Genomic DNA, 24,364 nt, shown 5'->3' with positions numbered 1-24,364 from the left:
CTCATTTGCCCGAAGGCGGCGAGCGCAGCGGCATTGCGTGTGGATTCTCGTCGATCAGGATGTCCAGCGCAACGCAGGTAGGCAGCTGCTTCGATTCCTCGCACCCGGAACGATGCCCGCGTCCGGTCCAGTCCTCGGCGTAGAGCGCTTCGCCGGGCTTGAGCGAGAGCGTGCGGCCATCTCCAAGATCGAAGAAAAGATTGCCCTGCAACGGCACCAGAAGGTGGCGGAACTCGGTGGCGCCGTGCCAGTCGAAGATCGCTCCTGATTTGCCGCGCCCGATGCGGACCGCGTGGGCATCCTTGAAATCGAAGTAGGTGGGGGTGGGACCGCTGCCCGTCATCCGCACGTTGGCAGGGATGTCCATCTCCTCGACATAGCTTTTGCCGTCGCTGGCGGCATAGGCGTGATAGATGCGGATCTTGGACATGTCGGTCCAGCTGAGCAGCGAATCCGCTTCGGCATGAGCGCTGCCTGCGGGCAAGACAAGCGAAGCGAGAGCGGCGGCTGCAAGGCATTTCAGAGAAGTGGGATGGATCATGATCGGGCTCCTTGTCAGGGCTGCTTGTCGGGACAGGTTTGCCAGGGCTGGGGCAGGGCGACGGTCAGCGGGTCGTAGTCCACCCGGCTTTCACGTTCGGCATCGGGCATGTCGTTGGTGGCGCCGGGGCCGGCGTCGAAGACTTCGGCCTGACGGCGAGATTCCAGCAGGATGGCATTGGCGCGGCCGGTCCGGGCGCGCTGGTAGACGTCGAGGGCCTGCGCGGGCTCCGGCCACTGCGCGAAGGCGCGCGCCATGATGATGGCGTCCTCCACCCCCATGGCCGCGCCAAGGCCGAGGAACGGAATCAGTGGATGCGCCGCATCGCCGATCAGGGTCACACGTCCGTCGATCCATGTGTCCAGCGGATCGCGATCGTACAGGGCCCAGCGCGCGGTCCGTTCAAGCGGCGCAGCAGATGCAAGGCCGCGCACGTCGGGGTGCCAGCCATCGAACAGCGCCATCAGCTCATCGCGCGTGGCGCGTTGCGACCAGCTTTCGCTGCTTACGTCCGGCCGGTGGGCGAAGGCCACGCAGTTCACCAGCGTGCCCTTTCGGATGACGTAGCGCCCAAGCGCTACGCGTGATCCGACATAGATCCCGGCTGGACCTGCACCCATGAACGGCGCGGCTTGAGCCATGGGCACCAGAAAGCGATAAGCCACCCGGCCCGTGGCGCGCGGCGTAACTTCTCCGGTCATCTGCGAGCGCACGGTGGAGCGAAGCCCATCGGCCCCGATCAGGACGGACCCGGAAAGGATATCGCCATCGCTCAGATGCACCGTGACGCCGGCTTCATCCTGTTCGTATCGCTCCAGCCTGTGGCCAAGCCGGACCGCCTGCGGATCTATCGCGTCGATGGCGGCCTTCAGCACGTCGAACAAGTCGGCGCGATGCAGCATGTTGACGTCTGCCATATCGGCTGCCGACCAGTTGCGCCGTGCATAAGCGCCGCCCAGTACCTCTCCGGTGCGATAGTCGAAAGCGGCAGAGCCCTGGGGCGTATCGGACACGGCCTTGAGAGCGGCCTCGATCCCCAGTGCGTATAGGGCACGGCTGGTCCGTGCGCCCAGACTGATGCCGGCGCCGACGTCGCCGATCGCCCGCGTCTGCTCAAGCACGATGACCTGCCGCCCCTGTCGGAGCAGGGAGAGCGCCACGGTCAGACCGGCGATGCCGCCTCCGGCAACGATGATCGGCGATGTCATGCTGGTTCCCTCTGCGGCCGGAAGACAGCAGGGTGCAGAGCGCAGCACAGGGTTTGAAGCGGGCTCTTCGCGATCTGCGCTGGTCGATACGCGGATAGTCGCCATCGGTTATTCGCGCTGCGTGAATGACGCGGGTTACCGTTCACGCATCATGGGATGCGCGCGCCCAGGGGTGGTGGCGGCGCCATTGCAAGGGGTCAGGTATGCACTTTGCCCGTCATTGGAATCGCGGATCGCCGGAATCGGAATTCACGGCCTTCATTGCGGTGCTGCTCATCATCGAGGCCTTTGCGCTGCCTCTTGGCTGGCTCAATGCAGGGCGCACAACCGCATGGCCTACCGGGCTGGCCATCATGTTCTGGGTCGGGGCCGGGATCGTGAACCTGGCGACATATGAACTCGCCACGCGGGCTGCGCGAGTGGTGATGAAGCCTTGGCATCCCTCGCTGATCGCCGTGCTCGTCGGAGGTGCGGTCATGGGCACTCCGGTGCTCGAATTGTGCAAGCACCTTTATGTAGAGGCGTTCCAGGCGACGCTGGTGGGGGCGGACTTGCGGCAGCCCTTGCCCTCGACGTCTCCTGCGGTGGTGATCCAGCGGCAGGTGCTCAACATCGGTCTGTGGGTGTTGATCAACGGCGTACTCGTCCATTTCCACGGCATGCGGCGCTTCGGCTATGTGCGTATGAGCGCATCGGGGGGCGATAGCCCACTCCGCCAAGCACGCGCCGCCGATACGGCGCTTGCGGAGCCCGTGGCCCCGGCGCAGCCCGCCTTCATGGCGCGGATAAGAAAGCCGATCGGGCCGATCTGGGCGATGATCGCCGAGGAACACTATCTGCGCGTCATCGGAGAACATGGCGAGGATCTTATCCTCTATCGCATTTCCGATGCCGTGGCCGAACTTGAAGGGCGCATGGAAGGGGCACGCGTGCACCGTTCCTATTGGGTCGCGTCTGCCGCAGTGAAGCATAGTGAAAAGTCGGGCTCCAGCCATGCACTCGTGCTGCGCAACGGGATGCGCATCCCCGTCAGCCGGGGCTTTCGGTCTGCGGCGGCGGAGGCGGGGCTACTCTGAGGTTGGACCGGGGCGCTGCAGTTGCACCGTTCTGGTGATGCCGATCCGATCGAGAAAGCGCCGGTCGTGGCTGACTACCACCAGTGCACCGTCATAGGCCAGCAAGGCGGCTTCGACGGCTTCGATCGCCTCGATATCCAGGTGGTTGGTAGGCTCGTCGAGGATGAGCAGCGACGGGGGACGGGGATTGCCCAGCACGCAGGCCAGACCCACGCGCAGCATCTGCCCTCCGCTAAGGTCTTGGATCATCCGGTCCGCGCTTGCCCCACGAAAGCCGAACCGGGCGAGCGTGGCGCGGCATGTGTTGTCGTCAACGCCCGGATTGAGGCGTGAGAAGTTGTCGACGATGGACGCGCCTCGTTGCAGGATCGATACGCCCTGATCCAGCAGAACGCAGGCAGCGTGCCGCTCTAGCCGGCCGGATGAGATGGCAAGTGCGCCGACGATGACTTGAAGCAAGGTCGATTTCCCGACGCCGTTCGCGCCGGTGACGGCAAGCCGTTCAGGTCCCACGATGCGCAGCGTTACATCCCTCAGAACAGGTGCTCCCGCGGCATGGCCGGCACAGACGCGCTCAAGCGTCAGTACCTCGCGCGAGGGGGCAAGGCCGGTCGGAGCGATCTGCATCGACAGGGGTTGCAACACTTCCACGCGCGCGCGGGCGCGTTCCAGCGCGTGGTCAGCTTCGGCGCGCTGCCGTTCGGCAAGCCGCCTGTTTTCTGCGCCGCTGTTTTCGGCCCGCTCGCGCCGGGCGCCCAGAAGGATGCGCGGCATGCCGCCCCGCGCGGCATTGCGGCTGCCTGCCGCATCGCGCCGCTGCTGCCGCTCCGTAGCAGTTTGCGCCTTTTGCGCGATCTGCGTGCGGTGCCGTTCGGCGACTGCAAGGTCATGTTCGGCAGCGGCAAGTTCGATAACCTTGCGCTCGGAATAGGCGCTCCAGTTGCCGCCGTAGCGCGTCGCACCCAGCGAAGTCAGTTCCACGATGGCGTCCATCGTTTCAAGCAGTTCGCGGTCATGGCTGACGACGAGCGCGCCCGCCCGCCAGCCGCTAAGCATGTCGTACACAGCAGCCCTGCCATCGGCGTCGAGGTTGTTGGTCGGCTCGTCCAGCAGCAGGAAATCGGGGGCGGCAAGGGTCAGCCCGGCCAGCGCGGCGCGTGTCCTCTGCCCGCCTGACAGGGTGGTCAGCAAGCGATCGAGCGCAACGTTCAGCCCCATTTCGGCCAAAGCATCGGCGGCGCGGGCTTCCACCGTCCAGTCGGCATCGGCAAGCTCGTCCAACGTTGCCGTCCCTGTCTCTGCCCGCTGCAGAACGTCAAGGGCCTGGGTGATGCCGAGGAGATCGGCGACGGTTTCGTCGGGGCCGACTTGCAGTGTCTGGCGCAGCATGGCGATCGTGCCCTGCACGCGCACGACGCCCTTCGCTGGCACGAGCCGCCCGGCGACAAGGTTCAGCAATGTTGACTTGCCGATGCCGTTGCGCCCGATCAGCCCCGCGCGTTCGCGGCCGAAATCAAGGGTTACGCCGTCAAGGACGCGTCCGCCGTCAGGGGTGGACCAGGTGAGATTGGAAACGGAGATCGAGGCAGGCATGAATACGGCTTTCCTTGGCGGCACGACGGGTCGGCGATGCGGTCAGGGAAAGGATCATGGCGGTGTGCTCCCGAAAATTTGCGCGGCCAGCATAGTCGAGCGCGCGGTGCAGCACAAGGACGGGCCGGAGCGAGGGCCCATCCTTGCGTCGTTTCTATCTTACAGTTCCGCGATGACGCGGTTGCGGATCATCGAAAGCTGCGCGGTCAGGTCGGTCAGCAGATAGGCATCGCGGCGGCGCGTCCAGGGCTGGGCGGACTGCGGATCGTAGACGACCGGCAACGGCACTTCGCGGGCGACGGCAGCTGTCATGCCATTGGCCTGAGAAGTGAGCACACAGCGTTTCACATGGTCCCGGTGGCCGACGACGGCAACTTTGCCGAGCGCCTGCGCGGAGCCGGCGTGGGCGACTATGGCCTTGGCTACGCCATCGGTGCTGAGATAGACAACCTTGCCGTCGGGCCCGATGGTCGGGTGGATCGGCACGACGTCTTGCATCCCGTGCTTTGCCGCCAGCACCTGCGCAATTTCCCACTGGGCATAGACGCGCACCTTGCGCACCCGCGCGATGGCCTGCACCGCATCGGCCAGCAGCGCATTGACCGGGCCGGGCTCAGGCGTTTCCGCTCCGTCAGACAGGCCGGTGTTGGCATCGACCTTGCCCGTCTTCGAACGGTAGCCGAAGCTGTAGGCGACGACGCTGTCCGCTTCGCGCACCGGAAAAGCGGGGTATTCCCAGCGGAACCCTGCTTCGGTGATCAGCGCGGCCAGCCGCCGCGCAACCGCCCGATCGCCCAGTTCCTCGTCGAGCGTTTCTACCATCAGGCGTTCAAGCGCCTCGACATCGCCGCCGTCGCCCTTCAGCACGTCTGCAAGGGCGGAAGGGGCGAAGGCGGATTGGGCAGCCAGCAGGCCGGCCGGGGCACCGGCAAGAAGCGCGCGCCGTGTAGTCATGAGATTCTCCCGCGAAGGACGGACCGGGCCCATGCTTCGAACCCGGTCCGAAGGGCTTCAGAAGTTGACGTTGACGAAACCGCCCACGGTGCGGCGCGCGTTGGGCGAAGTGTAGTGCAGCAGGCCCAACACCCCGTACTGCTGCCATCCAGTGGAGAAGTACTTGTCAAACAGGTTGCGCGCATAGACGCCGATCTCGATCGGACGGTTCGGCAGGGTCACGCTGAGGCGCCCGTTGACGAGGCCATAACCGGGAACGTGCGAGTAGTCGGGCTGGCCCACCACAGTCCAGTATTCGCTGCGATAGGCATAGTCGGCGTGGGCCTTGAAGCCGAGGCCGGAGTCAAATTCATGGTCGAAGTCGATCGCAGCCGTGCCCGACCATTCGGGGGAGTTGGTCAGGCGCGATCCGGTGTAGTTGGTGGTGGCGTTGTAGACATAGTCGGTGAACTTGGCATCGGTGTAAGTCACCGCGCCGGAAAGCTGCAGGCCGCGCACCGGCTGAACCACCAGGTTGCCCTCTACGCCCTGCGTGCGCAGGCCGCCCGCATTGCCGATGACGGTGGCGTTGATCATGCCACCCGATCCATCGGGGATCTGCGTCAGGATCGTCGCCTGGAAGTCCTTGAAATCAGAGCGGAACACGTCAAGGTTCAGGCGCAGGCGACGGCCGAACCATTCGGACTTGATGCCTGCTTCCCATGCCTTGACGGTTTCGTCTTCATAGGGCGCATACTTGTTGCCGACGAAGGCGATGCCCGCCGGCTTGTAGCCGGTGGAATAGGTCGCATAGACCATGACGTTGTCCGCCAGCTGGTACGTGGGCGCAATGCGGAACGAGAAATTGTTTCCCTTCACCCGGCCGAAGTCGAAGGCAGGCGCGGCGCTGGATGCGGTGAAGGCGGGCGTGTATCCTGCGATCGGTTCGGGATTGATATAGACGTAGTCGATGCTCTGCGAATTGTTGTCATGCGTGTACCGGCCGCCCAGCGTCAGGGCGAGGCGCGGGGTGAAGTTGAACTTGAGCTGGCCGAAGGCCGCCATCGTTTCGTTCACGGAATCGAACAGCGACGCATTGCCGTCTTCGCCGATGGCGCCGGTCAGCGCGATCAGCGTGGGCAGGGGGGTGCCGTCCGCGTCGTAGAGCGGCTGGCCGCCGGTCGACCACTGCAGCTGCGTCTGGCGCGCATGGAGGCGATTGTAGAACGCGCCGACAAGGTATTCCATGAAGCCGCCGGTGGGCGATGCAAGGTGGATTTCCTGGCTGAACTTGTCGGTGTCCAGCTGGCCCAGGTTGAACGGGATATAGGCGTAGCGGTCATAGGGCGTCAGGCTGGCGGGGGTCCAGTTGTCGTAGCCGGTGACGCGGTAGGCGGTGATCGAGGTCAGGTCATGATCGCCCAGCTTGGCGTTGGCGCGCAGCGAGGTGCCCCATTCCTCGGTCTTGATCTGGCCGAACGAGGAGTCTGCCGTGTCGGCGCTCTGCGGGCCGGGGTAGACGCCCAGCTCGTTCAGGATCGCGGTCACTTCGGCCGACTGGCCCGAAACCGGCGTGCGCACGCTACTGTCCCAGTGATAGGCATAGTCGCCCGAGACCGTCAGGTTGAAGCTGTCCGATGGCTCAAGATAAAGCCGGGCGCGGCCGCCATATTCATGCTGCGAGCCGACCTTGCGGTTGAGCGTGACGTTCCGGCCGAAACCGTCGAAGGCCTGATCGAAGCCTGATACGCGCAAGGCCGCGATCGGGCCGAGGGGGACGTTGGCGGTGGCGTTGAGGATGCGTTCGTCATGCTCGCCGAAGCTGGCGCTGGCGCGCAGCGACCATTCGTCCAGCTTGGGCTTCACGGTGCTGACCGCGATCACGCCTGAAGTGGCGTTCTTGCCGAACAGCGTGCCCTGCGGCCCCATCAGCACATCGACGCGCTCGATATCGACAAGGCCGGTCAGGCCGTTGGCGCGCTGGCCGTCCATTACCACATCATCGACGACGACGCTAACCGACTTGGCGTTGGAAAAGTCGAACGACGTACTGCCCACGCCGCGGATCTGGAATGCGGCGCCCTGCGTCGGGTCATACTGAACGCCGGGCATCGTGTACTGCAGGTCGGTAACGGACGTGTAGCCGGTCTTGGCCAGCGTTTCGCCATCGATCGACTGGATCGCCAGCGGCACCTTCTGGCTGCTTTCGGCGCGGCGTTCGGCGGTCACGGTGATTTCGGGGAGGGCATCGTCGCCCGCCGGCACTTCCTCTGCCTGCGCGGCGAAAGCCCAGCACGGGGCGACGGCCCCGGCGAGAATTGTGGTGAGGAGGTGGATGGTACGCGTGCGAGTGAAAGCAGACATGGGTGGGCTCCGTCCTGATGACCGGGGTGTCTTCGGGACGCGCCTCTAGGCTGCCTGTGTGACTCTTTCAGGACATATGTGTGGTATTTTTCAAGCCATATATCGAATCATAAAAACAAGTGTACGGTTCAGGTGAGGGTGCTGACGAGTTCGCGCATGTCCGCCCATTGGGTATCCGTAGCCAGTGTGCGCAGGCCGTGGCCGATGGAAGCCATGACCATTGCCTGCACGCGTGCTCGGTCGGAGTTTTCTGGAATGCCCAGCCATTCGGCATAGCGGCTATGGACGTTTTCGGCGCGGCGGCGTCGCATATCGATGGCGAAGGGGCGGAAGGCCGGGTCGGTCAGCGCGGCAAGCGCACATTCATGGGTCAGGCGGATGATGTCGCCGTTGCCAAGCCGCGCGCCGCTGACATGGATCTGGCTGCGCAGACGGCGATAGACGGCCTCCACCCCGGCAAACAGGATGTCGCGATGGGCGGGGAAATGGTGCGCTACGCTGGACGCCGCCACCCCGACAGCCTGCGCCACCGTGCGGTGCGACAAGGCCCCCACGCCCTGTTCGACGATGATGTCGGCGATATGTTCGGCGATGGTCCCTTTCGTACCCTGCGGCACGGGCGAGGTTTCGTCGTAAGCGGCGGCAGCGGGCAAGGCGAGCCGATCGACCAGCGCCATGTGCCATGCCGTCAGGGCGGGGTCCGGCGGCACGGTGCCTGTCCGCAGAACGCCGCGCACCGTCGAGCGGCGAAGCAGGCGATAGTCCGTCTCGTCCTCAAGAAGGATAGAGAAGACCTGCTCGTCCAGACAGTAACGCGCGATGAACCCGCTCAGCTTGCGTCCCGGTTCATCGGCGGGAAGAATGTCCTGCCACAGCCCTTCTGCCTGTTCGAACAGCGCCGCAATCGCAGGGAGAGCGCCGGGATCGCGGCTGGCCAGCAGCGCCAGTTCGCAGGTCACGATCGCCGAAGTACGCCGAGCGCCTGCGCCTTCATCGAGCCATGCGCAGACGAGGTCGGCCAGAATGTCGCCGCTCGCACCGTTCAGGCCCGCCACCCGTTCGCGCCATTCGCGGCGGGCCCGCGTCATCAGGTCTATCTCACGGTCCAGAACGGCGGTGATCAAGGCCGCGCGGTCTCCGATGCGATAGCTGATCGACCCGACCGAAGTGCCTGCTTCCTCGGCCACCGTGCGCAGGCTCATGCCGGCGATGCTGCGGGCGGCGATCACGCTTCGGGCGGCGTCGACCACACTTTCCGTCTCACGCGGGAGCGGGCGGACGGCGGCGGGGCGGCTAGTGGCGCTACGGTCGGATTCCATCCCTCATGGCATATCGCCATCGTCGGCACAGTCCATATCCCTGCGCAGTGGGAGGGGCCGGATTCTGGCCTCCATGCGATCAGACGCGGTCGGGCGCGCCTTTCCGATCGCGCAGTGCATCGATCAGTTCACGCATGGTTTCCGTGTCGCGAAGGTTGAGATCGCGCTGCGGGAAAGGCACCTTGATGCCGTTATCCCGCATGAGCCTCCAAAGCCCTTTCAGCACGTCAGACCGCACGTTTCCGGTGCCCTCCTCGGGGTCGGTGATCCACACGTGGATGACGAAGGCCACGCCGTTTTCAGCGAAGCTGTCAAGCCAGACGGTCGGCGGCGGGGCCTTGAGAACACGCTTCACGGCACCCGCCGCTTCCAGCATCAGCTTCTCGGCAAGCTCGATATCGGAGGCATAGGGGACCACGACCGGGACTTGGATACGCACGTTCTTGGAGGAATACGACCAGTTCTCGACCTGATTGATCATCAGGAAACCCGTTGTTCCACTATGTCCCGCTTTGTCCAAAAATGGCCCGTGAGCACAGTTGCTTAGGGTATACGTTGTCACTTAATGTTCCACATTGTCTCTTCGTGTTTCACCAAAAGTATCCAAATAGTATCCAAATTTACCCTCGGATACCGATTTTGGATACCGATCAGCCGTCAACCTGATCCCTGTCCAGACTGCCGCGAGTTAGGTGTACGTTGCTAGCGCGTGGTGGAACATCGCGGCCTCGGCCAACAACACGTTAAGGGTCGCATCCTCGACCGGCTCATCCGAGGCCAGACCATGGGCGAGGCGGTACCCTGCCGCGTAATGGTCGGCCTCAGCTTGGCTCTCATGAACCGCTGCCCGCAGGGCATCTACATCCATCGAGGCGCGATGGAGGCGGTAAGCGTGGGCGCGAATCTGGTCGAGGGTGTCATCTCTGACCATCTCATGGTCAAGGGTGCCGAATCGTTGCCTGTACGCATCCTCACAATGGTCGGCGCGGGCGGTGGCTTCCTTCGGTGGCTCTCAGTGTGTGCATTGCGTGTCTCCCCCTAGGGGTGATTTGTTGAACCCGGTGAGCCCCGCGCCCACCGGGTTGATGCTCGGTCAGTCGAGCGCCTCACGGAATCCGAGGTAGTCCGTCGTCAAACCGAGACGGTCGATCAGATCGGTGCAAGCCTCGATGAGTTGCCCCGGAGTGACATCGTCCATTTGGTACGGGCACTCCCGGAGGAAATCGGTGAGGATCACAAGCTCGGGGTCGATCTGGATCCGATGCGCGCTTTGCAGAGTAGTCATGACATTTCCTTTTTTGAGCATGATTTCGTGCCCGCTTGCTCAAGGCGCGCATCATCGCCGCGCGAAACTTTCGCACGTGAGGGTGGTATTGAATTTCGGGTGGGCTGGTCGGCTATCAGCCTAAGGAGTTACGCGGCGACTGGCTTGCCCGCGATCTTGATCACTTTGCGCCGCCGCTGGAGATCGACGAGCGTACCACTATTGGCAATTCGCGCCACTGAACGGCGGGACCGTATTCGCTTCGCCTAACCTTTCGTACGGTCAGGAAGAAATTGCCGATGCGGACGTTCATATATGCATCTGTGATCATCGAAAGGATGCTCTCGTCCATCATCCTTAGAAGCACCTCTGTTGCATCTGCGTGGAATTCGTTTGCGATTTCGAGGCAAAGGTTGTCATGTCTGACGTATTCGATGAGTACAGCCCCCTCATCAGTTACCGCCACCTCAACCAGTGCGGGGAACCGTTCTTCGATATGAAGGAACAGGTTGGCGGTAGGGATATGCGACAATTGCTCGCTGATCATCTTTTTCCACTTTCGTGAAGGCGCACGTCGTCGCTCCGCAAAGCGCGGTTGACGGCACGTTATTGAATTTGAGGTGAGGGTTTGGCGCTTGGCGCGCCGAGTCAGGCGGCGGCCTGCTTGTCCATCCAGTCGGTCAATTCCGACCGACGATAGAGCGCAACCTTGAGATCGGGACGGGTCGGCTGAGGGAAGCCGGGGAGAGCCGCTCGGCGCGCGAACGTATGCGCAGACACTCCGAGGAGAGCGGCGGCTTGAGAAGTTGTGAGATAGTCGGCGAGATCGTCCATGCGGAGGTCCTGCGGGCAAGCCGGGATGGCGTGCCGTGGACACACTTATGTCGCGCGCCGACATGACAGTCAACGGCGAAATTCTCGAAGAAATCATTTCCTAGACGGTCGCGGCACCCCTGTCCAGAAGTTTCTACTACCATTTATGAGCATGATTTCGAACATTTGGACGTTAATGCGATCAATAAATTCGAACATTTGGTGGAGCGGAACGCATTAGCGAATGGGAAAAACAGCGGTTATCCGAGGGTTTCGTCCTCTTCCTCGACCGCCACGCTCGCGACCGGCCATGGGTAACCATCAACGCCCAGCGCCTGCACCGCCTCCACGGTCTCCGCAGCGTCGATCTCATCTCGAATCGCCTGTGAGAGGATATGGACGTCGGTCTGGTACTGGATCGACGCGAGCAAGGCCGCGTTCGCATCGTCGAGGGTTATTGTCGCGGCAGTGTTGTCCGCGAGCGTCCACGGGATCGTCGAGCCCTCGGCCATGATGAGGAGACGAGCGTTGCGCAGCGCGGAGAGGCTCGCTTCATCAATCTGGATGGTGCCGAAGGCGGCGGTGAACGTTCCGTACCGGCGACGGTCGCGCTCAATCTTGACCTCGGCCCACTTCCTTGCCTGCGCGCACGAGAGGGTCTCAACGGTGTCCGGGACGATGCTGCCGCCAGCCATGGGCGCACCGGGGGCGGTCAGAATGAATTCAATGTCGTCGATGGTGCTGATCTTCCACTCCAGCGGGATCGTGTATTCGTCCTGCCACGAGATGTTGACCATCTCGGCTGAATGGTAGGAGTTGACGATCGCCCGAGTGTATTCGGAGGTCATTTCCCACTTGGCGATGCGGTGATAGCGAGCGAGCGCCCCGTTGGGCGCGGGCATTTCAAAGATGATCATGAGGCCTCAAAACTTAGTTTGAGGTATTTAGGCTGGGTTGCGACAGTTCTCGCGCGGCACGGCGAATGGCTCAGTTATCCCCGAAGTTGTGGGGATATCCGCCGTAAAAGCACTTATCCACAGGACGAAGTGCTGCTATAGCAAGGACGTGCGGGCGAAATGGTTCGCACGCACAAAGGGAGTAACCTCGTATGTCACTTGCTGACTATGCGGCGATCCTCTCTGCGGTGATCGCGTTCGCAACGTTCTTCGATCCCCGCAAGTAAGGAAGACCGCGCCCTCGCTGCCGAGGGTGGACCCCTCACCGTTGCACCGGTGAGGGGTCTTAACATAGGGAGGTGATCCCAATGTCACTTGCTTCGATCCATATACGCGCTGCGGATTAATCCTTCAACAAATCTTGCGCATGTTGCGTAAGTTTCTTGTTGATGGAACCTTCGGTCGGACCTTCAATCCAACCTTCATCCAATCCTACAGCAAATGCTTCAATGGTAAGTGCGATGGTGATGTCGGAAATGATTTCGACATATCGGTCGTAAATGTTTTCATCCGGCGCGGCGTCGTTTTTCCCTGAATTCCGCCATTGATATGGGTTGCGGCACCTTGGGTCCGTTGCCCTGCCTTGAGAACCGCGCCTGTGGTGGCACGGGGTCAGGAGGCGGAGGATCAATCGGTGTCCACCGCACTTCAGGGTTGGTAGAACCGCATCCCACCGGGCGCTTGCATCGAAGATAGCGGGCGAAATTAGGCCAACTGGTGTCGAGTCGCTTGACCGTCAGATAGGTCCGAAGCTCATGCGGGCTGAAAATCGCGACCCGCCCACAATCGCGGCACGTGGCCTCTACAGCACCACTTTGCCGCAGATGTCGTCCAGCGACCGAATCGGGCCACCCATGACCGATCAAAGTGGAAGGGGAAGTTGGTCGCGATCTGCGTCCCGGACATGGGCGAGGCCTGCGGCAACATGATCCGCGAGGGAGGCCAGCGCCTCCCGGCGAACCCGTTGCGACGATGCCGTGATACCAACCCGACACCAGCCGGGAGCCGACTGGATCAAGTCTGCAACGAGGTCTGAGGTGGATTGTGGTCGCGACTCTTCCATGCCGCGCATTGTGAACGAAACAGGAACATTTGACAAGCGTGCGACTTGGCGAAGCTCATGCGGGCTCCGCTGGCTGTCCCTGCCCTAACGGCGGCACGCCTTCAGCCATTCGGGTGCTCCACACAACAAATGAGCCGTTTCTCGGCTCTTCAAGCGCAGTGACGTGACTGACGAACATATCGTTGAGGTGGCGAACATTGAGATCGCACATGTGAGCGAGCAGAGCCTCAAAGACTTCGGCGATCTCGGCAACCTGTCGGCTAAGAAAGTCTCCGACATCATGGCGAGGGACAGGATTTTTGGGATGTGCGATCTCGATGGTCGGAGCGCAGAAATGCCCGTCCGGTTCGAGCCCATAATCGAAGACGGTAAGGGACTTCGTGGCGTCAGCGTGGATCATGGCATGTCGGTGGTCCGCTACCCGATCCATCACGGCCCACGTGTTGATAATCTGATCAGCCGCGTTCTCAGCGCCTAGAGCCGCCTCCAGCGCAGGCTTAAACGCTTTGTCCCAAGGGTCTTTCGGGTTCTCTTTCGGATAGAAGTGACCCGCTACCTGCTTGATGCCGACTTCCACGTCCCGCAGCGCCGCGATGCACTGGCGAACCTTGCCACGCAGGTTCGGCGTCCTCGGGACGTGCCCACGGGAAAGCTCGCCTGCCTCGGCTTGCTTCCGAACGTCAGCCTGATGATCCTGCAATTCCTGCACCGTATCTTTTACGAGCGCGAGAGATTGCGCGGCTTCAATCACGATGGTGAGAACTGCGTCACGATCCACGCTTTGCGGCAGATAGGTGGGATCGATGAGTTCGAATGCGGCGCAAACCGTCCTCTGCATCATCGGGTCTTCCGCACCGTAGGCGAGTTCAACCGTCTGGACTACTGGGGGGATGTCGGCGTTTATGCGTTCGGGATCGATGTGATCAGCCATCACGGCGGACGTAAGCCCGCGCTGCGCTATGAAATACATGCGGTCACCGATAACTTTGACCGAAACAATGTTTCCGTGATCCGCCGGAATGGACATGCTGCCCGCGCTGTCGCGGATCAAGTCAACGCGCCGTTTTCCGCGTGCTTTGTGTTTCGGCTCCCTCATCGGAGTAGAGATATCGCACAATAAAATTGGGGCAAGCCCGAGCAAACATGATTGAACAGATTTTGAAACGCGGTAAGTGCGGGGTTGGCGGTGGAGCCGAATGCGACCACGTTCCTCCATCGCCTACCCCACACCGAATTATATTGAATCGCGTTTCCGTGATCGCGTATAAATACGCCTATCAAGTGGTTGACCTCACTGGATAGGATTTGACATCAAACTTTAGAGGCTAGTCTCGGGAAGAGGCTGGCCTCTTTTTTATTGAACCGATGATGCGGGATTGAGTATTGTTCTGGGGTTGGGTCATGCCAACACTTCATTCAGAATCTTCCGGAACGAGCCTCGATGCGATCATCGGGGCTCTTTTCGTTTCATGATCACGAATAATATGGACCACATGACACGCGATTCTCTATTATAGATAAATAAGTTCAGTCGATTGAGGGTTACGGTTCAATCGTCGGCACAGGTTTATTGATAAATACTGGTGAGAGGATTACACTCTCACCTCCATCAAACAACTAAGCCGTCGTGTGACCCGTAACGTCATTCGGCGGCTTTTTGTTTGATGGAGATTTGAAATGTATATGAATAACGAAGTTAGCTTCCGCGCTACCAATGACGAACTTGGCTTCCGGTTCGTCGATAACAGCCTTCAGCCCGAACCCGTGTTCCAGCGCACCCCCCGCGCCGAACTCATCGAGGCATATGACACGATCAAGCGCGTGACAGGTTCCAACGCTGATTTGAAATCACTTTTCGAAGAACTCCTGCGCGATGACGGTTTCAAGCCCGCGAAGCGCCAGTGCGCCCCATTGCCTCGCGATCCTGCCGACATTGAAGTTTTCGAGGTGACGATGTGGGATAACTGGCTTGGCGACAAAGCGGTGAAGGGTCAGCCAAACCGTTATGTTGCTGAAATCAAGGCATGGTTCACGAAGGAAATCGACTTCCGCAAACTGGACGATGTGGATTTCAAGGCGCGCGTCCCCATGATGACCCCGGACCAGTTGCGGAAACTGGCGACGAAAGCGCAACAGACGAAAGGCCGGAAATACCCGATTTCGAGCGACTACGCAGCGATGGTCAACGATGGTTGCGAAGCGATGGAGAGCGGTGGGCTCGCCGGGGGAATGGCCTACGCGCGGCCATGGGGCGCAGGGACGCTCTACTTCGACCGACAAATGATGATGGCCGATACCAACGCCATCCAGAGTGGCGACCCGAGCGCCACCGCAATCATCTGGCTCGACGCCGAAACCCCCATCAAGTTGCCCGCATGGTCCACCACCGATGCGGCAGGCAAACCACTTCCGAAGGGCTTCGACAACGCCACAGGTCGGGAATCGAAGTGCGTTATGCAAATCCGCTATGCGCGTGATGAAAACCGCTTCCGTGGCTGGATTTCGGGTTCCACCTCATGATTCTCTATTAGAGAATTATTACTCAATGAAGTGAAACGGAACCATTTTATTAATAGAGAATCACCCTCCCGGACCAACGGCTTCGCCGCCGATCCGTCCGGGCTAGGGCTTCGCCCTTCTCCATGAATAAGCTCTTTCGTCGTTCCGACATCCATGAAGGTGATCTTACTTTCGTGGGCTTCATATCCGAAAAATTTATACCGATTATGCGGGGAGCGGAGCGCAGCGACGCGGGCGGGGGAGGGCGACGCGGTGCCGGGGAGGCGCGCAGCGGGGCAACCGGATCGGATTTGAATTCACCTCGGCGGATTTCCGCAAATCCGCATCCCCGCAACGCAGTAACCCCATAACTCCGCAAATCAGTAGTTCCGTAAACCGGGCCAACGGCCTTGCGTCATGTCAAGTTTTTCAAGTTGTGACAAAGAAATAGTCACTTTGCATAAATAATATTATCATGACGTTAAAATCAAAACACAAATCCGAGTATAGCGCGCTGGTCAATGCGATCCACCGTTGCCACAACAACGAACACGCAGCGTTCCACAACTACGGTGAGCGCGGAATTCATGTCTGCGAGGACTGGCGAGGCAAGGAAGGCTTCGAGAAGTTCCTTGCGCATATTGGTGCCAAGCCTTCCGCTGATCTCACGCTAGACCGCATCGATAATGATCGGGGCTATGAGCCGGGCAATGTCCGTTGGGCTACTCGCGCGGAACAGGTGGCCAACCGCCGTCATCCGCAGGGCAACTATCCCTCTGGTGCCGATCATCATGCGGTGAAGCGGTGCGCGGCTCGAAACGCGGTGATCCAAGATGAGTGGACTGCGGGCGCTACCGTTCCGGCATTGGCCAGACAGTATGATCTCACGGTCACGCAAATCTATCGCGTGGTCCGCCCACTTCGCACAAAACACTGAGCAGATTTCAATTTCGACATAGGACGGGAAGGGCTGGGGAGCGATCCTCGGCCCTTCCGAAACAAATCGACTTTCGACAAGCCAATATTCTAACCAGTCTATAGAAGTTCAAATGAGGTAGTATATCACTTACAGTTATAGTTCTTTGCGCGGTACTCGCGCTTTCATTGGCGATGAACATTTCATATCGGTCAACGTTGGCGAGAAGCCAAATGATGTTTCTTGAAGCGCTCGCGAATGTCTGCCAGATGGACGACAATGAGCGCAGGCAAGTCATGATCCGGATGCGGGAAATCGTGAAGGTTCATGGGCTCCCATGAACGACGAAAAGCAAAAGACACCGCCGCGCGATATTCATGCAGAATACGCTAATGCCAAGATGATTGGCGACATGATGTGGATGACAACGCTTGTTTTGGGATCGTTGACCACGATGTTATTCTTGGTTTCAAGCGCGATGTGATGAAAGGGCTGGGGAGCGATCCTCGGCCCTTTCGCGTTGGTTCACCAAAGGCAGCATTGATATTCGCGTAAGGGACCGAGATCGGCGGCAGTCATGTTCGGGACAATGCCCCTCTCAACGAGGTCACGAAATTTTGCATGGCTAGCGGCTGCGCTTGCTCTCCCATCTAAGGAAACCGAATTATCCTTGACCTCACCCCGTTCGGTCTCAAAGGCGCAGACCATGCCACCGCGCATGATCGCGCCGTATCCGTTTTGCGCATCATACTGGATGCCCACGGTCTTGATGCCGGGGTCGTCGTTCGGAACCCAGTCGGGACGATTGGGCGACAATTCCTTGAGACGGGCTTTCGTGACCTTCTCATCATGGGTGATGACGTCGATCCGCTTGTATGTGGACGGCGATGCCAGCGTTTCCAGCGTGTAGGCTTCGCAGGCTTTGACTTCGGCGGGATCGAAGAAATGGGTCACCTTGTCGCACCCGGTCAGCGCGAATGCCGTGGCCAGCACCAGTAATCGTTTCATGAAATCCCCCGATTGTAATCACGGCGGCATAAAGGTTGGGGCGATCTTATACCAAGTATAATTGCGAGCATACTATATGTTGTGCATGATATTCGTTCCACCGTCTAAATATTGACGACATGGAGAACTTACCCCCAAATGAGCCCGTGGAGACCCTCGCAACCCCCCAGACCCTCCCCCAGCCGGTTGAAGCGGCACCGTTGACCGACAAAAACGGTCGTGTTCATGGTGCGGCCAACGGCAAGAGGGTTGTCCGCGACCTTGTTGCACGACTTCGCCAGCTTGAGGGTCTCAAAGCAGCGTGGGTTTCGATCCGCACACCTGAGATGATCGAAGAAATACTTTCGCGTCTGGTAACTGGTGAGACGCTCACGTCGATTACGCACGATGAACACATGCCGGGGCACCAGACGCTTCATAACTGGCGTAGAAAAGACCCGCAGTTGGATGAGGATATTCGTTCTGCCATGGCTTATGGTCAGCATGTTCTAGCCGATCTACGCCTCGACATGGCGCTCGGTGGTGTGACTTCTACAGGCGACCTCAACCGCGACCGTCTGGCGTTGGAAACCATCAACACCAATATCAAGCAGCGCAACCGGGCAGAATTTGGCGACCGTCAACAAATCGATCTCACAACCGGCGTTCGCTACGTGCTCAACACCGATAGCGACGATTTCTGCTAATCTTACGGGCTGTAGAATTGCCTAACGACCGTTGCGCAGTTCTATAGGATGGTGGTATCTCAGGCGAATGAAATCAATTTCCTACCTGCGCGCCTCCACTCCAAGGCAAGGACGGTCGGGTCTCGGGCTCGCGGCTCAACGGCAGGCGGTCGCGTCGTTCTGCGCAAACCGTGGCTTCGACCAGCTTGCGGAGTATGTCGAGATCGAGACGGGTAAGCGAAATGATCGCCCGGAACTCTTGAAGGCGCTCCATCACGCGAAAGTCACCGGGTCCACACTCGTCATCGCAAAACTCGACCGCCTGTCAAGGAATGCCGCGTTCCTCATGACGCTCCGAGATGCAGGAACGCGGTTCATCGCGGCTGACCTTCCCGACGCCACCGATCTTACGGTCGGCATCATGGCGCTGGTAGCTCAGCAAGAACGGGAAGCCATATCCACGCGCACAAAGGAGGCGCTACAGGCCGCGAAGGCTCGCGGACAGGTGCTCGGCAACCCCAATGGGGCCAGCGCCCTCCGAAGGGCTCACAGGGGCAATCAGGCGGCATTACAGGTGATTGCGGATCGTGCCGATGCTCATGCCCTCGATCTCGTCCCCGTCATTGCCGAAATCCGCAAGCATGGGGTCACTAGCCTCACTGGCATCGCGCGGGAATTGAATGATCGCTCGATCCAGACGCCTCGCGGTGGATCATGGCACGCAACCTCGGTGCGGAACCTTCTCGCCCGGATTCCTGAAGACCAGCATGGGGCGACGCGCAATGGCTGATCTCTCGTTCATCTACCTCGAAATGAGCCTGACACCGATCCGATTGGCCTATGGTGCGGGTCATGCGGCGCTAGTGAAGCAGCTTGCCGATGCGGAAGCCGAGGAGATCGCTCACGGGGAGGCGGTCGCCGCTGGGGAGGTCGAGGACTACAATTATGATCCGGACACGGGTGACCACTACTACACCAGCGAACACCGCCACTATGCCATCGAAGCGGCCCACGATGCTCTCAACCAGCACTGCAAAGCATTCGCCACCATGATTCATCACGCATGGGAGCGTCACGTTTGCGAGCGAAATGGCTGGGCCGAATACAAATGCAACCTCGCGTATGAGATACTGTCGAGGCAGAAGGGGTGGACCATCGATAAGCCCCGGCTGGAGCGGCTCAGAATGACGGCGAATTGCGTCAAACACGACGCGAATGAACTCTATGGCAAGCATCCTGAGATGTTCGATGTCCATGAGGTGCCGTCTGGACGCCTCTTCCGAAAAGACAGTTGGAAGACGGTTCGCAACGGTTGGAGCGAGGCGCTTCGGGTCACCGACGACGATATCACCGACTTCCTCGACGCGGTTCGCCGATCAGCGAGCATCCCGCAGAAGCTAGTTCTGCCACCCCGCAAAGCACAATTCTAAAAGGGGCACGATTTCATGGGTTTCCGTTTCCGCAAGACCATCCGCATCCTACCGGGTGTCCGCCTCAACCTCTCCAAGACCGGGGTATCGACCAGCCTCGGGACCAATGGTGCAACGGTCAACGTGAGCAAACGCGGTGTCAGGGGAACGGTCGGCATTCCCGGCTCGGGTCTATCCTACTCCGAAATGCTGACCCGGCAGGGTGCCCAGCCGTCGCCTACAAGCCCCGCACAGCCACGATCCCGGAAGGGTAGGGTCAAGCGATGGTTGCTGATCATCCTCGCCCTATGGCTCGGATGGACGATCTTGAGCGCATTCCTCGGAGCTATGGTCTGATGCGTCGCCTGTCCCTTCCACCTGTCGGCGCGCTCACGCACGTCGATCAGCTTCGCGCAGGAGATGCGCTCTACATTCTCAGTCCTGCCCGTCGTGATCCGCCATGGTATTGGGCGAAGGTCCGTCCAGAAGGGATCGAGTTTAGCGATGGCCCTTGGCCAATTCTGCGCGGTATTTTAATTTCACACCTACGCGATTGGGTAGAGGTATCGATCCCCGCAATAAAACTCAATCTGCGTTGCAATAACGACGATGAGGTCAATGACTTCAATGACGTCTACGTGTTTCGCAACCTCGCACGTGCAGAACAATACCTACCGTTCTGCGAGAACTCACGTGATAAGGAAGATTGGCACGAATATAGCGATGGTCGGAGGCGTCGCAGGGCACTGGATTTGAACTTGGCTGCGCGAGCAACACTGAATGAAAGGCCCAACTGATACGGGCCTTTCATTCTTGTCGATCAACCGTTGGTAATTTCCTTCTGCCATGCCGCGATTGCTGAGGCAGCTTGGGATGGGGTCACGCCGACCGACAATCCAACCGTCGAATGCAGCGCGGCCTGCGCTTTCACGATATCGTGAAACGCTTGAGTGTTCGCCGCCATGCGTCGGACCATTTCCGGATCGAGCGCCGTGATCGGAAGCCCATGGGGATTGCCATCATCGTCCGCTATCGGATGCGACGCGGCATAGCGCAGGGCATCTTCGGCCCATTCATTGAGCGACTTCCCGGCCAATTCCGCCTTGATCGCCGCTTCACGATGAAGCTCGGGATTGATGCGGAACATCACCTTACCCGAATATGGCTTGTGAGGTTCCTTCCCGAGTTCCTCACAAGATTGGAGATAGTCATCGACCGCATCGTGGAACATCTGTTCAAACTCGGCCACACCATCTGCGTGGAACATGATGATGTCCGTAATACCCAGAACACGTCCAACGAGTGCGGTGTCTTCCGGACTATACTCGACACGGGTGGAATATCCCCGATAGGTCATCACGTTGTTCATGGTTGCTTGTGTCCTAGTTGAATCAGATATTCCCGAAATCCTCTTATCTGATATGGTTTTGCCTCTTTGCCGGGGTGAGGGCGGTGGAAACTCAGGTATTCCCCCTGAGGTCCGTAGAACTTCACTCCGGAACCCTTACCTTCCTTCACCGTCACGCCCAGCGCAACAAGCAGCTTCTCAATGTCCGCAAAGACGATGGTGGCGCTGACCGGGTCAGCCCATATCGCCTCTAGCGTCCGTTTGTGCTTGCTGTTCATGCTAGCATTGTAGGCGCGCTAGCGGAAAATGCAAGCATTCTAAATAGAGGATGCTGACTGACACCATCCTCCGCCAAGCCTTCCCCACCATGACCGCCGCGACCCGCAAGATGGTCCTCGCCCACGCTCCTGCCGCGATGGAGCGATTCCAGATCAACACCCCGCGCCGGGTCGCCGCGTTCCTCGCGCAGTGCGCCCACGAGTCCGCGATGTTCACCGCGAACAAAGAGAACCTGAATTACAGTTGGCAGGCGCTTCTATCGACCTTCGGCGAAAGGCATTTCCCGAGCGTTGGTCTGGCCAAGCAGTATGCTCGCAAACCTGTCGCCATCGCCAATCGCGTATATGCAAACCGGATGGGCAATGGGCCTGAGAAATCGGGCGATGGCGCAAAATTTGCCGGAAAAGGCTGGCTTCAAATTACTGGCAGGAACAACGTCACTGCCCTCGCCATGGAAATCGGCAAGACCGTTGACGAGACTCTCGCCTACCTCCTGACCGATGAAGGCGGCTTCATCGGCGCGTGCTGGTTCTGGAGAACGAACAGGCTCAACGTGCTCGCGGACGGATGGCAGATCACCAACATTTCCAAACGGATCAACGGCGGCACGAATGGTCTTGAGGAGAGGATCGCATACTCGAATGCCCTCCGCCGCGCGCTGGAGGCCGCAGCATGACCCGCGCCGACCGTCTCTCCGCATGGCTCGCCTCAGGCTGCCCCGATGATGCCTTTTTCCGCTCGGAGGCCGCACAGGGTCGCTTGATCGAGCTTGGGTTGCCCTCATGGTGGGCGACGGTCAGGCTCATCCCACGGCCCTCTGTGGGGAAACGAACGCGCAAAAATCGTTGATCCTTCAGGTCGCAGATTTCTGTTTTTCGGAAATAAATACTTTTGCCATCATCATTGCCATAATCAAAGTACACCGCCTTGTCTTCGCCTCGTGCCATCCGTATGTTGGAACTCCCAACTAGGAGAGTTTCAATGATAAAACGGCATCGATCATTCCAATGCTCAGGTTCAACCGGCAACCATGTCGTAAACGAGTTTATGGTCGGTGGTTCATCACGTCAATGATCGTGGAACAACTCTTATGGCTGTTCGTCCGTTCACATATGAATTTGATGACGGCACCCAACTTGATCCGATTGGGGCGCACTACAACGACGGGTTCCAAATCGTGACGACGGGTGAAATCATTTACCCGTCCTGATACTATCTCTGGTGGAGATGCGGATCACCCACCACGATAGCGACCTTGACCATGAGAACCCATGATATGACCGAAGGCTTCATCTATTCCGTCAGTATGCGGACCCCGGACGGCGAAAACGCGACGTGGTTTGAGATCATGACGGTGATCGGCGGGCGCGAGCACTGGTCCAAGGATCATTCATACAAGACTGAGGCCGAAGCTCGGGCGGCAGCGGCCACCGAATGCGATACCGTTGATCCCGTCCTCTACTCGAAAGCACTTTGATACCCGGCACCTCGCGTTCATGATCCTCCAGAACGATGGAGACCCCGACCATGGACCCGCACGATATGACCGACCGCGAGCTTGTCGAGGCTTGGAATGCCGTAGAGGATGGCGAGAACCTCACCAAGTTTGAGCAAGCGGTACTGGCGGAACATCGATCTTTGATTTGAAGCCATTTTCTTGGCGGTTACTGGCATTTCAGGCGCGTCGAGTTAGAATGAGTGAGTTATTCCTTGGGGGCGAGAAATGGGTTGGAGAGAAGATGAGCTTGTTCGGCGGTCACAGGAGAACCAACGCCGCTTTCAGGCAGAGGTAAACCGAAAGGCTGCCGTCCGCCGTGAGGAGGCACGCGACCGTGAGTTAAGACGTCATCATCGAGCGATGGAAAAGGCGACGAAACGCAGAGATCGCCAAGCTTATCAAGAATATGAAGGTCCCCGAAATCACCGAAGTGGTTCAGGATTTTCGGGATTTGTCACAAAGATGATGATTCTGATGGCCGTATTACTTGTCGCGTATTTTTGGGAACGAGGCGGTCTCTGATTTCCTCTCGGGTCGATCCAGCCGGGATAGGCGTCCATGTGCTCCGCGCCCTGAGGTCATCCAGTGCGGCGCAACGTTCCTCCCGCGTCATGTCGGCCCGGAGGATGGCGAGGAATTCGTCGTCCATGATCAGTCGTCCTCCGGGCAACCGGACCAACGGATGTTGGAGAGGTCGCCATCGGGTTCGCAGTCCATTACCAGATATTCGCCGATTTCCTCGCCCTCTTGGAGCGCAGCGACGCGGGCGCAATAGAAGCCGTCGCCCCATCCCGTGATCCGCTGACCATGAAGCCGCGTGAGCGCGGCCAGATCGTCGAGGAACACCGTTTGCGCGACATGGCGCGCGGCGTCCTTGGCCCGATCTCGCTCCAGTCCTGCCCGGTCGAGCGCCGCGCGAGCCTCGGCCAGTCTGTTATTCCGGAGGTCGCTCTCGGGCGACTTGTTGAGCTTCACCACCGCCCACGCGCAGGCGTCACAGACGATTTTCGCCCGTGCATAGGCATCGTCGGCAGCGGCCTGCGCTTCGGCAATCCGGGTTGCGATAGAGGCGTCCATGATCAGCGCCGCTCCCGATCAATCCGCGCTTTGGCGGCAGCGCTCTCGGCGGCAATGGCGAGCAGCACCACGATACCGAACAGGACGCACAGGCCCGTGAGGCCGAAAAAGAACCCAATCAGAAACGTGAAAGCGAGGTTCCAGAAACTAGCAGGGATGACCATGATCACGCCCCCTTCTGCAAAGCGTCGATCTTCGCCTTGACCTCGTCCACGGTCAGCGCGGCGAATTCCTGTTCTTCGAGACGGCGGAGGTCAGCGCGGGCGAGGTCGAGCATTTTCTGGACTTGTGCGCAGGTCTCAATGATCGGAGACTTGTGGGCCGCGATCCTCGCTTCCCGGTCACCACTACGCATCGTGAGGACATGATCGAGATAGGCATCGGAGGACTGGATTTCGCTGATGGCGGTGTCGATTGTTGATTGCCACTGAGAAGTGACCCGGGGTTTCCATTGAGAAGTGACCCGGGTGGGTGTGGTTTATGTGCTGCCGTTGAACGGCGGGTTCAAGATGCTGGCTTCTCCTTTCTGGCTTTG

General features: G+C 59.8%; 30 protein-coding genes and 1 pseudogene. 11 read left to right on the top strand and 20 right to left on the bottom strand.

The features are described from left to right. Position 1: 1 nt before the first annotated feature. Both A8V01_RS28520 and A8V01_RS07330 read right to left on the bottom strand, forming a co-directional pair. Positions 2 to 541 (bottom strand): cupin domain-containing protein, encoded by a 540-nt coding sequence (locus tag A8V01_RS28520; protein ID WP_170065861.1) that lies wholly within the window; start codon positions 539 to 541, stop codon positions 2 to 4. A 14-nt stretch (positions 542 to 555) separates the two neighbouring features. Then, positions 556 to 1,749, bottom strand: a complete 1,194-nt coding sequence (locus A8V01_RS07330) for an FAD-dependent oxidoreductase (RefSeq protein WP_170065860.1) — start codon at positions 1,747 to 1,749, stop codon at positions 556 to 558. A 203-nt stretch (positions 1,750 to 1,952) separates the two neighbouring features. On the opposite strand from A8V01_RS07330, the gene A8V01_RS07325 reads away from it, so the two are divergent. After that, positions 1,953 to 2,825 carry a LytTR family DNA-binding domain-containing protein gene (locus tag A8V01_RS07325; RefSeq protein ID WP_170065859.1) on the top strand — a complete coding sequence of 291 codons (873 nt, stop codon included), beginning with the start codon at positions 1,953 to 1,955 and terminating at the stop codon, positions 2,823 to 2,825. Here A8V01_RS07325 and A8V01_RS07320 read toward each other — a convergent pair. The 13 genes and pseudogenes from A8V01_RS07320 to A8V01_RS07270 all read right to left on the bottom strand — a co-directional run bounded on the left by A8V01_RS07320 (position 2,817) and on the right by A8V01_RS07270 (position 14,181). After that, complete coding sequence (locus A8V01_RS07320; RefSeq protein ID WP_103095275.1) at positions 2,817 to 4,418, bottom strand: ABC-F family ATP-binding cassette domain-containing protein; 1,602 nt, start codon at positions 4,416 to 4,418, stop codon at positions 2,817 to 2,819. The two genes, A8V01_RS07325 and A8V01_RS07320, sit on opposite strands and share 9 nt — an antisense overlap. 159 nt (positions 4,419 to 4,577) lie before the next feature. After that, a complete protein-coding gene (locus tag A8V01_RS07315) occupies positions 4,578 to 5,372 on the bottom strand; it encodes a hypothetical protein (protein ID WP_103095274.1) in 795 nt (264 codons plus the stop codon). A 57-nt stretch (positions 5,373 to 5,429) separates the two neighbouring features. Next, positions 5,430 to 7,715 (bottom strand): TonB-dependent receptor, encoded by a 2,286-nt coding sequence (locus A8V01_RS07310; protein ID WP_103095273.1) that lies wholly within the window; start codon positions 7,713 to 7,715, stop codon positions 5,430 to 5,432. 128 nt (positions 7,716 to 7,843) lie between these two features. Continuing rightward, positions 7,844 to 9,034: a TetR family transcriptional regulator gene (locus tag A8V01_RS07305; protein ID WP_103095272.1), complete on the bottom strand. Its 1,191-nt coding sequence runs from the start codon at positions 9,032 to 9,034 to the stop codon at positions 7,844 to 7,846. Between the two features lie 79 nt (positions 9,035 to 9,113). Next, positions 9,114 to 9,518 (bottom strand): annotated as a pseudogene (locus A8V01_RS07300) (mechanosensitive ion channel family protein); the annotation flags it as partial. Positions 9,519 to 9,722: 204 nt separating this feature from the next. Beyond that, entirely contained in the window at positions 9,723 to 9,965 is a 243-nt protein-coding gene (locus A8V01_RS07295; protein ID WP_103095271.1) for a hypothetical protein, read from the bottom strand. A 162-nt stretch (positions 9,966 to 10,127) separates the two neighbouring features. Beyond that, the gene (locus A8V01_RS07290) at positions 10,128 to 10,319 is read right to left on the bottom strand and encodes a hypothetical protein (RefSeq protein ID WP_146037218.1); all 192 of its coding nucleotides are present in this window, start codon (positions 10,317 to 10,319) and stop codon (positions 10,128 to 10,130) included. A gap of 160 nt (positions 10,320 to 10,479) precedes the next feature. Beyond that, positions 10,480 to 10,845 (bottom strand): hypothetical protein, encoded by a 366-nt coding sequence (locus tag A8V01_RS07285; RefSeq protein ID WP_103095269.1) that lies wholly within the window; start codon positions 10,843 to 10,845, stop codon positions 10,480 to 10,482. Between the two features lie 101 nt (positions 10,846 to 10,946). After that, positions 10,947 to 11,132: a helix-turn-helix transcriptional regulator gene (locus A8V01_RS07280; protein WP_103095268.1), complete on the bottom strand. Its 186-nt coding sequence runs from the start codon at positions 11,130 to 11,132 to the stop codon at positions 10,947 to 10,949. A gap of 239 nt (positions 11,133 to 11,371) precedes the next feature. Further along, entirely contained in the window at positions 11,372 to 12,028 is a 657-nt protein-coding gene (locus tag A8V01_RS07275) for a DUF4376 domain-containing protein (protein ID WP_103095267.1), read from the bottom strand. A gap of 382 nt (positions 12,029 to 12,410) precedes the next feature. Beyond that, positions 12,411 to 12,698 (bottom strand): hypothetical protein, encoded by a 288-nt coding sequence (locus A8V01_RS28115; protein WP_146037217.1) that lies wholly within the window; start codon positions 12,696 to 12,698, stop codon positions 12,411 to 12,413. Positions 12,699 to 12,929: 231 nt separating this feature from the next. Next, positions 12,930 to 13,130 (bottom strand): DUF6771 family protein, encoded by a 201-nt coding sequence (locus tag A8V01_RS29720; protein WP_425437285.1) that lies wholly within the window; start codon positions 13,128 to 13,130, stop codon positions 12,930 to 12,932. A 55-nt stretch (positions 13,131 to 13,185) separates the two neighbouring features. Continuing rightward, positions 13,186 to 14,181, bottom strand: a complete 996-nt coding sequence (locus A8V01_RS07270; RefSeq protein ID WP_146037216.1) for a hypothetical protein — start codon at positions 14,179 to 14,181, stop codon at positions 13,186 to 13,188. 626 nt (positions 14,182 to 14,807) lie between these two features. On the opposite strand from A8V01_RS07270, the gene A8V01_RS07265 reads away from it, so the two are divergent. The 3 genes from A8V01_RS07265 (at position 14,808) to A8V01_RS28515 (ending at position 17,029) form a co-directional block, all read left to right on the top strand. Next, a complete protein-coding gene (locus A8V01_RS07265) occupies positions 14,808 to 15,650 on the top strand; it encodes a hypothetical protein (protein ID WP_103095265.1) in 843 nt (280 codons plus the stop codon). Positions 15,651 to 16,104: 454 nt separating this feature from the next. Beyond that, positions 16,105 to 16,566 carry a hypothetical protein gene (locus tag A8V01_RS28110; RefSeq protein WP_146037215.1) on the top strand — a complete coding sequence of 154 codons (462 nt, stop codon included), beginning with the start codon at positions 16,105 to 16,107 and terminating at the stop codon, positions 16,564 to 16,566. Between the two features lie 316 nt (positions 16,567 to 16,882). After that, positions 16,883 to 17,029 (top strand): hypothetical protein, encoded by a 147-nt coding sequence (locus A8V01_RS28515; protein WP_170065858.1) that lies wholly within the window; start codon positions 16,883 to 16,885, stop codon positions 17,027 to 17,029. Positions 17,030 to 17,070: 41 nt separating this feature from the next. On the opposite strand, the gene A8V01_RS07260 is transcribed toward A8V01_RS28515, so the two are convergent. Further along, complete coding sequence (locus A8V01_RS07260; protein ID WP_103095264.1) at positions 17,071 to 17,538, bottom strand: hypothetical protein; 468 nt, start codon at positions 17,536 to 17,538, stop codon at positions 17,071 to 17,073. Positions 17,539 to 17,699: 161 nt separating this feature from the next. On the opposite strand from A8V01_RS07260, the gene A8V01_RS28105 reads away from it, so the two are divergent. The 5 genes from A8V01_RS28105 to A8V01_RS28100 all read left to right on the top strand — a co-directional run bounded on the left by A8V01_RS28105 (position 17,700) and on the right by A8V01_RS28100 (position 20,424). Then, positions 17,700 to 18,239 carry a terminase small subunit-like protein gene (locus tag A8V01_RS28105; protein ID WP_146037214.1) on the top strand — a complete coding sequence of 180 codons (540 nt, stop codon included), beginning with the start codon at positions 17,700 to 17,702 and terminating at the stop codon, positions 18,237 to 18,239. Between the two features lie 67 nt (positions 18,240 to 18,306). Further along, on the top strand, positions 18,307 to 19,008 hold the full coding sequence (locus A8V01_RS07250; RefSeq protein ID WP_103095262.1) for a recombinase family protein: 702 nt from the start codon (positions 18,307 to 18,309) through the stop codon (positions 19,006 to 19,008). Further along, the gene (locus A8V01_RS07245) at positions 19,001 to 19,648 is read left to right on the top strand and encodes a hypothetical protein (RefSeq protein ID WP_103095261.1); all 648 of its coding nucleotides are present in this window, start codon (positions 19,001 to 19,003) and stop codon (positions 19,646 to 19,648) included. Before A8V01_RS07250 ends, A8V01_RS07245 begins: the two co-directional genes overlap by 8 nt. A 15-nt stretch (positions 19,649 to 19,663) precedes the next feature. Continuing rightward, on the top strand, positions 19,664 to 19,984 hold the full coding sequence (locus A8V01_RS29715; protein ID WP_103095260.1) for a DUF4236 domain-containing protein: 321 nt from the start codon (positions 19,664 to 19,666) through the stop codon (positions 19,982 to 19,984). After that, positions 19,945 to 20,424, top strand: coding sequence for a hypothetical protein (locus A8V01_RS28100; RefSeq protein WP_170065857.1), 480 nt, complete (start codon positions 19,945 to 19,947; stop codon positions 20,422 to 20,424). Before A8V01_RS29715 ends, A8V01_RS28100 begins: the two co-directional genes overlap by 40 nt. 23 nt (positions 20,425 to 20,447) lie before the next feature. On the opposite strand, the gene A8V01_RS07235 is transcribed toward A8V01_RS28100, so the two are convergent. Next, positions 20,448 to 20,996: a type II toxin-antitoxin system HicB family antitoxin gene (locus A8V01_RS07235; RefSeq protein ID WP_103095259.1), complete on the bottom strand. Its 549-nt coding sequence runs from the start codon at positions 20,994 to 20,996 to the stop codon at positions 20,448 to 20,450. After that, positions 20,993 to 21,253: a type II toxin-antitoxin system HicA family toxin gene (locus A8V01_RS07230; protein ID WP_103095258.1), complete on the bottom strand. Its 261-nt coding sequence runs from the start codon at positions 21,251 to 21,253 to the stop codon at positions 20,993 to 20,995. The genes A8V01_RS07235 and A8V01_RS07230 overlap by 4 nt, the downstream gene beginning before the upstream one ends. Before the next feature lie 50 nt (positions 21,254 to 21,303). Here A8V01_RS07230 and A8V01_RS07225 point away from each other — a divergent pair, with 50 nt between their 5' ends. Together A8V01_RS07225 and A8V01_RS07220 are read left to right on the top strand one after the other, a co-directional pair. Continuing rightward, entirely contained in the window at positions 21,304 to 21,930 is a 627-nt protein-coding gene (locus A8V01_RS07225; protein WP_103095257.1) for a glycoside hydrolase family 19 protein, read from the top strand. A gap of 600 nt (positions 21,931 to 22,530) precedes the next feature. After that, on the top strand, positions 22,531 to 22,731 hold the full coding sequence (locus A8V01_RS07220) for a hypothetical protein (RefSeq protein ID WP_103095256.1): 201 nt from the start codon (positions 22,531 to 22,533) through the stop codon (positions 22,729 to 22,731). A 672-nt stretch (positions 22,732 to 23,403) separates the two neighbouring features. On the opposite strand, the gene A8V01_RS07215 is transcribed toward A8V01_RS07220, so the two are convergent. Beyond that, on the bottom strand, positions 23,404 to 23,829 hold the full coding sequence (locus tag A8V01_RS07215) for a hypothetical protein (RefSeq protein WP_103095255.1): 426 nt from the start codon (positions 23,827 to 23,829) through the stop codon (positions 23,404 to 23,406). Between the two features lie 2 nt (positions 23,830 to 23,831). After that, positions 23,832 to 23,999 carry a hypothetical protein gene (locus A8V01_RS28510; RefSeq protein ID WP_170065856.1) on the bottom strand — a complete coding sequence of 56 codons (168 nt, stop codon included), beginning with the start codon at positions 23,997 to 23,999 and terminating at the stop codon, positions 23,832 to 23,834. Positions 24,000 to 24,364: the final 365 nt, after the last annotated feature.

It is taken from the genome of Novosphingobium guangzhouense (assembly GCF_002896965.1).
GTDB classification, from domain to species: Bacteria; Pseudomonadota; Alphaproteobacteria; order Sphingomonadales; family Sphingomonadaceae; genus Novosphingobium; species Novosphingobium guangzhouense.
The sequence above is the reverse complement of the archived record's forward strand: the minus strand, read 5'-3'. Positions and strand labels throughout refer to the sequence as shown.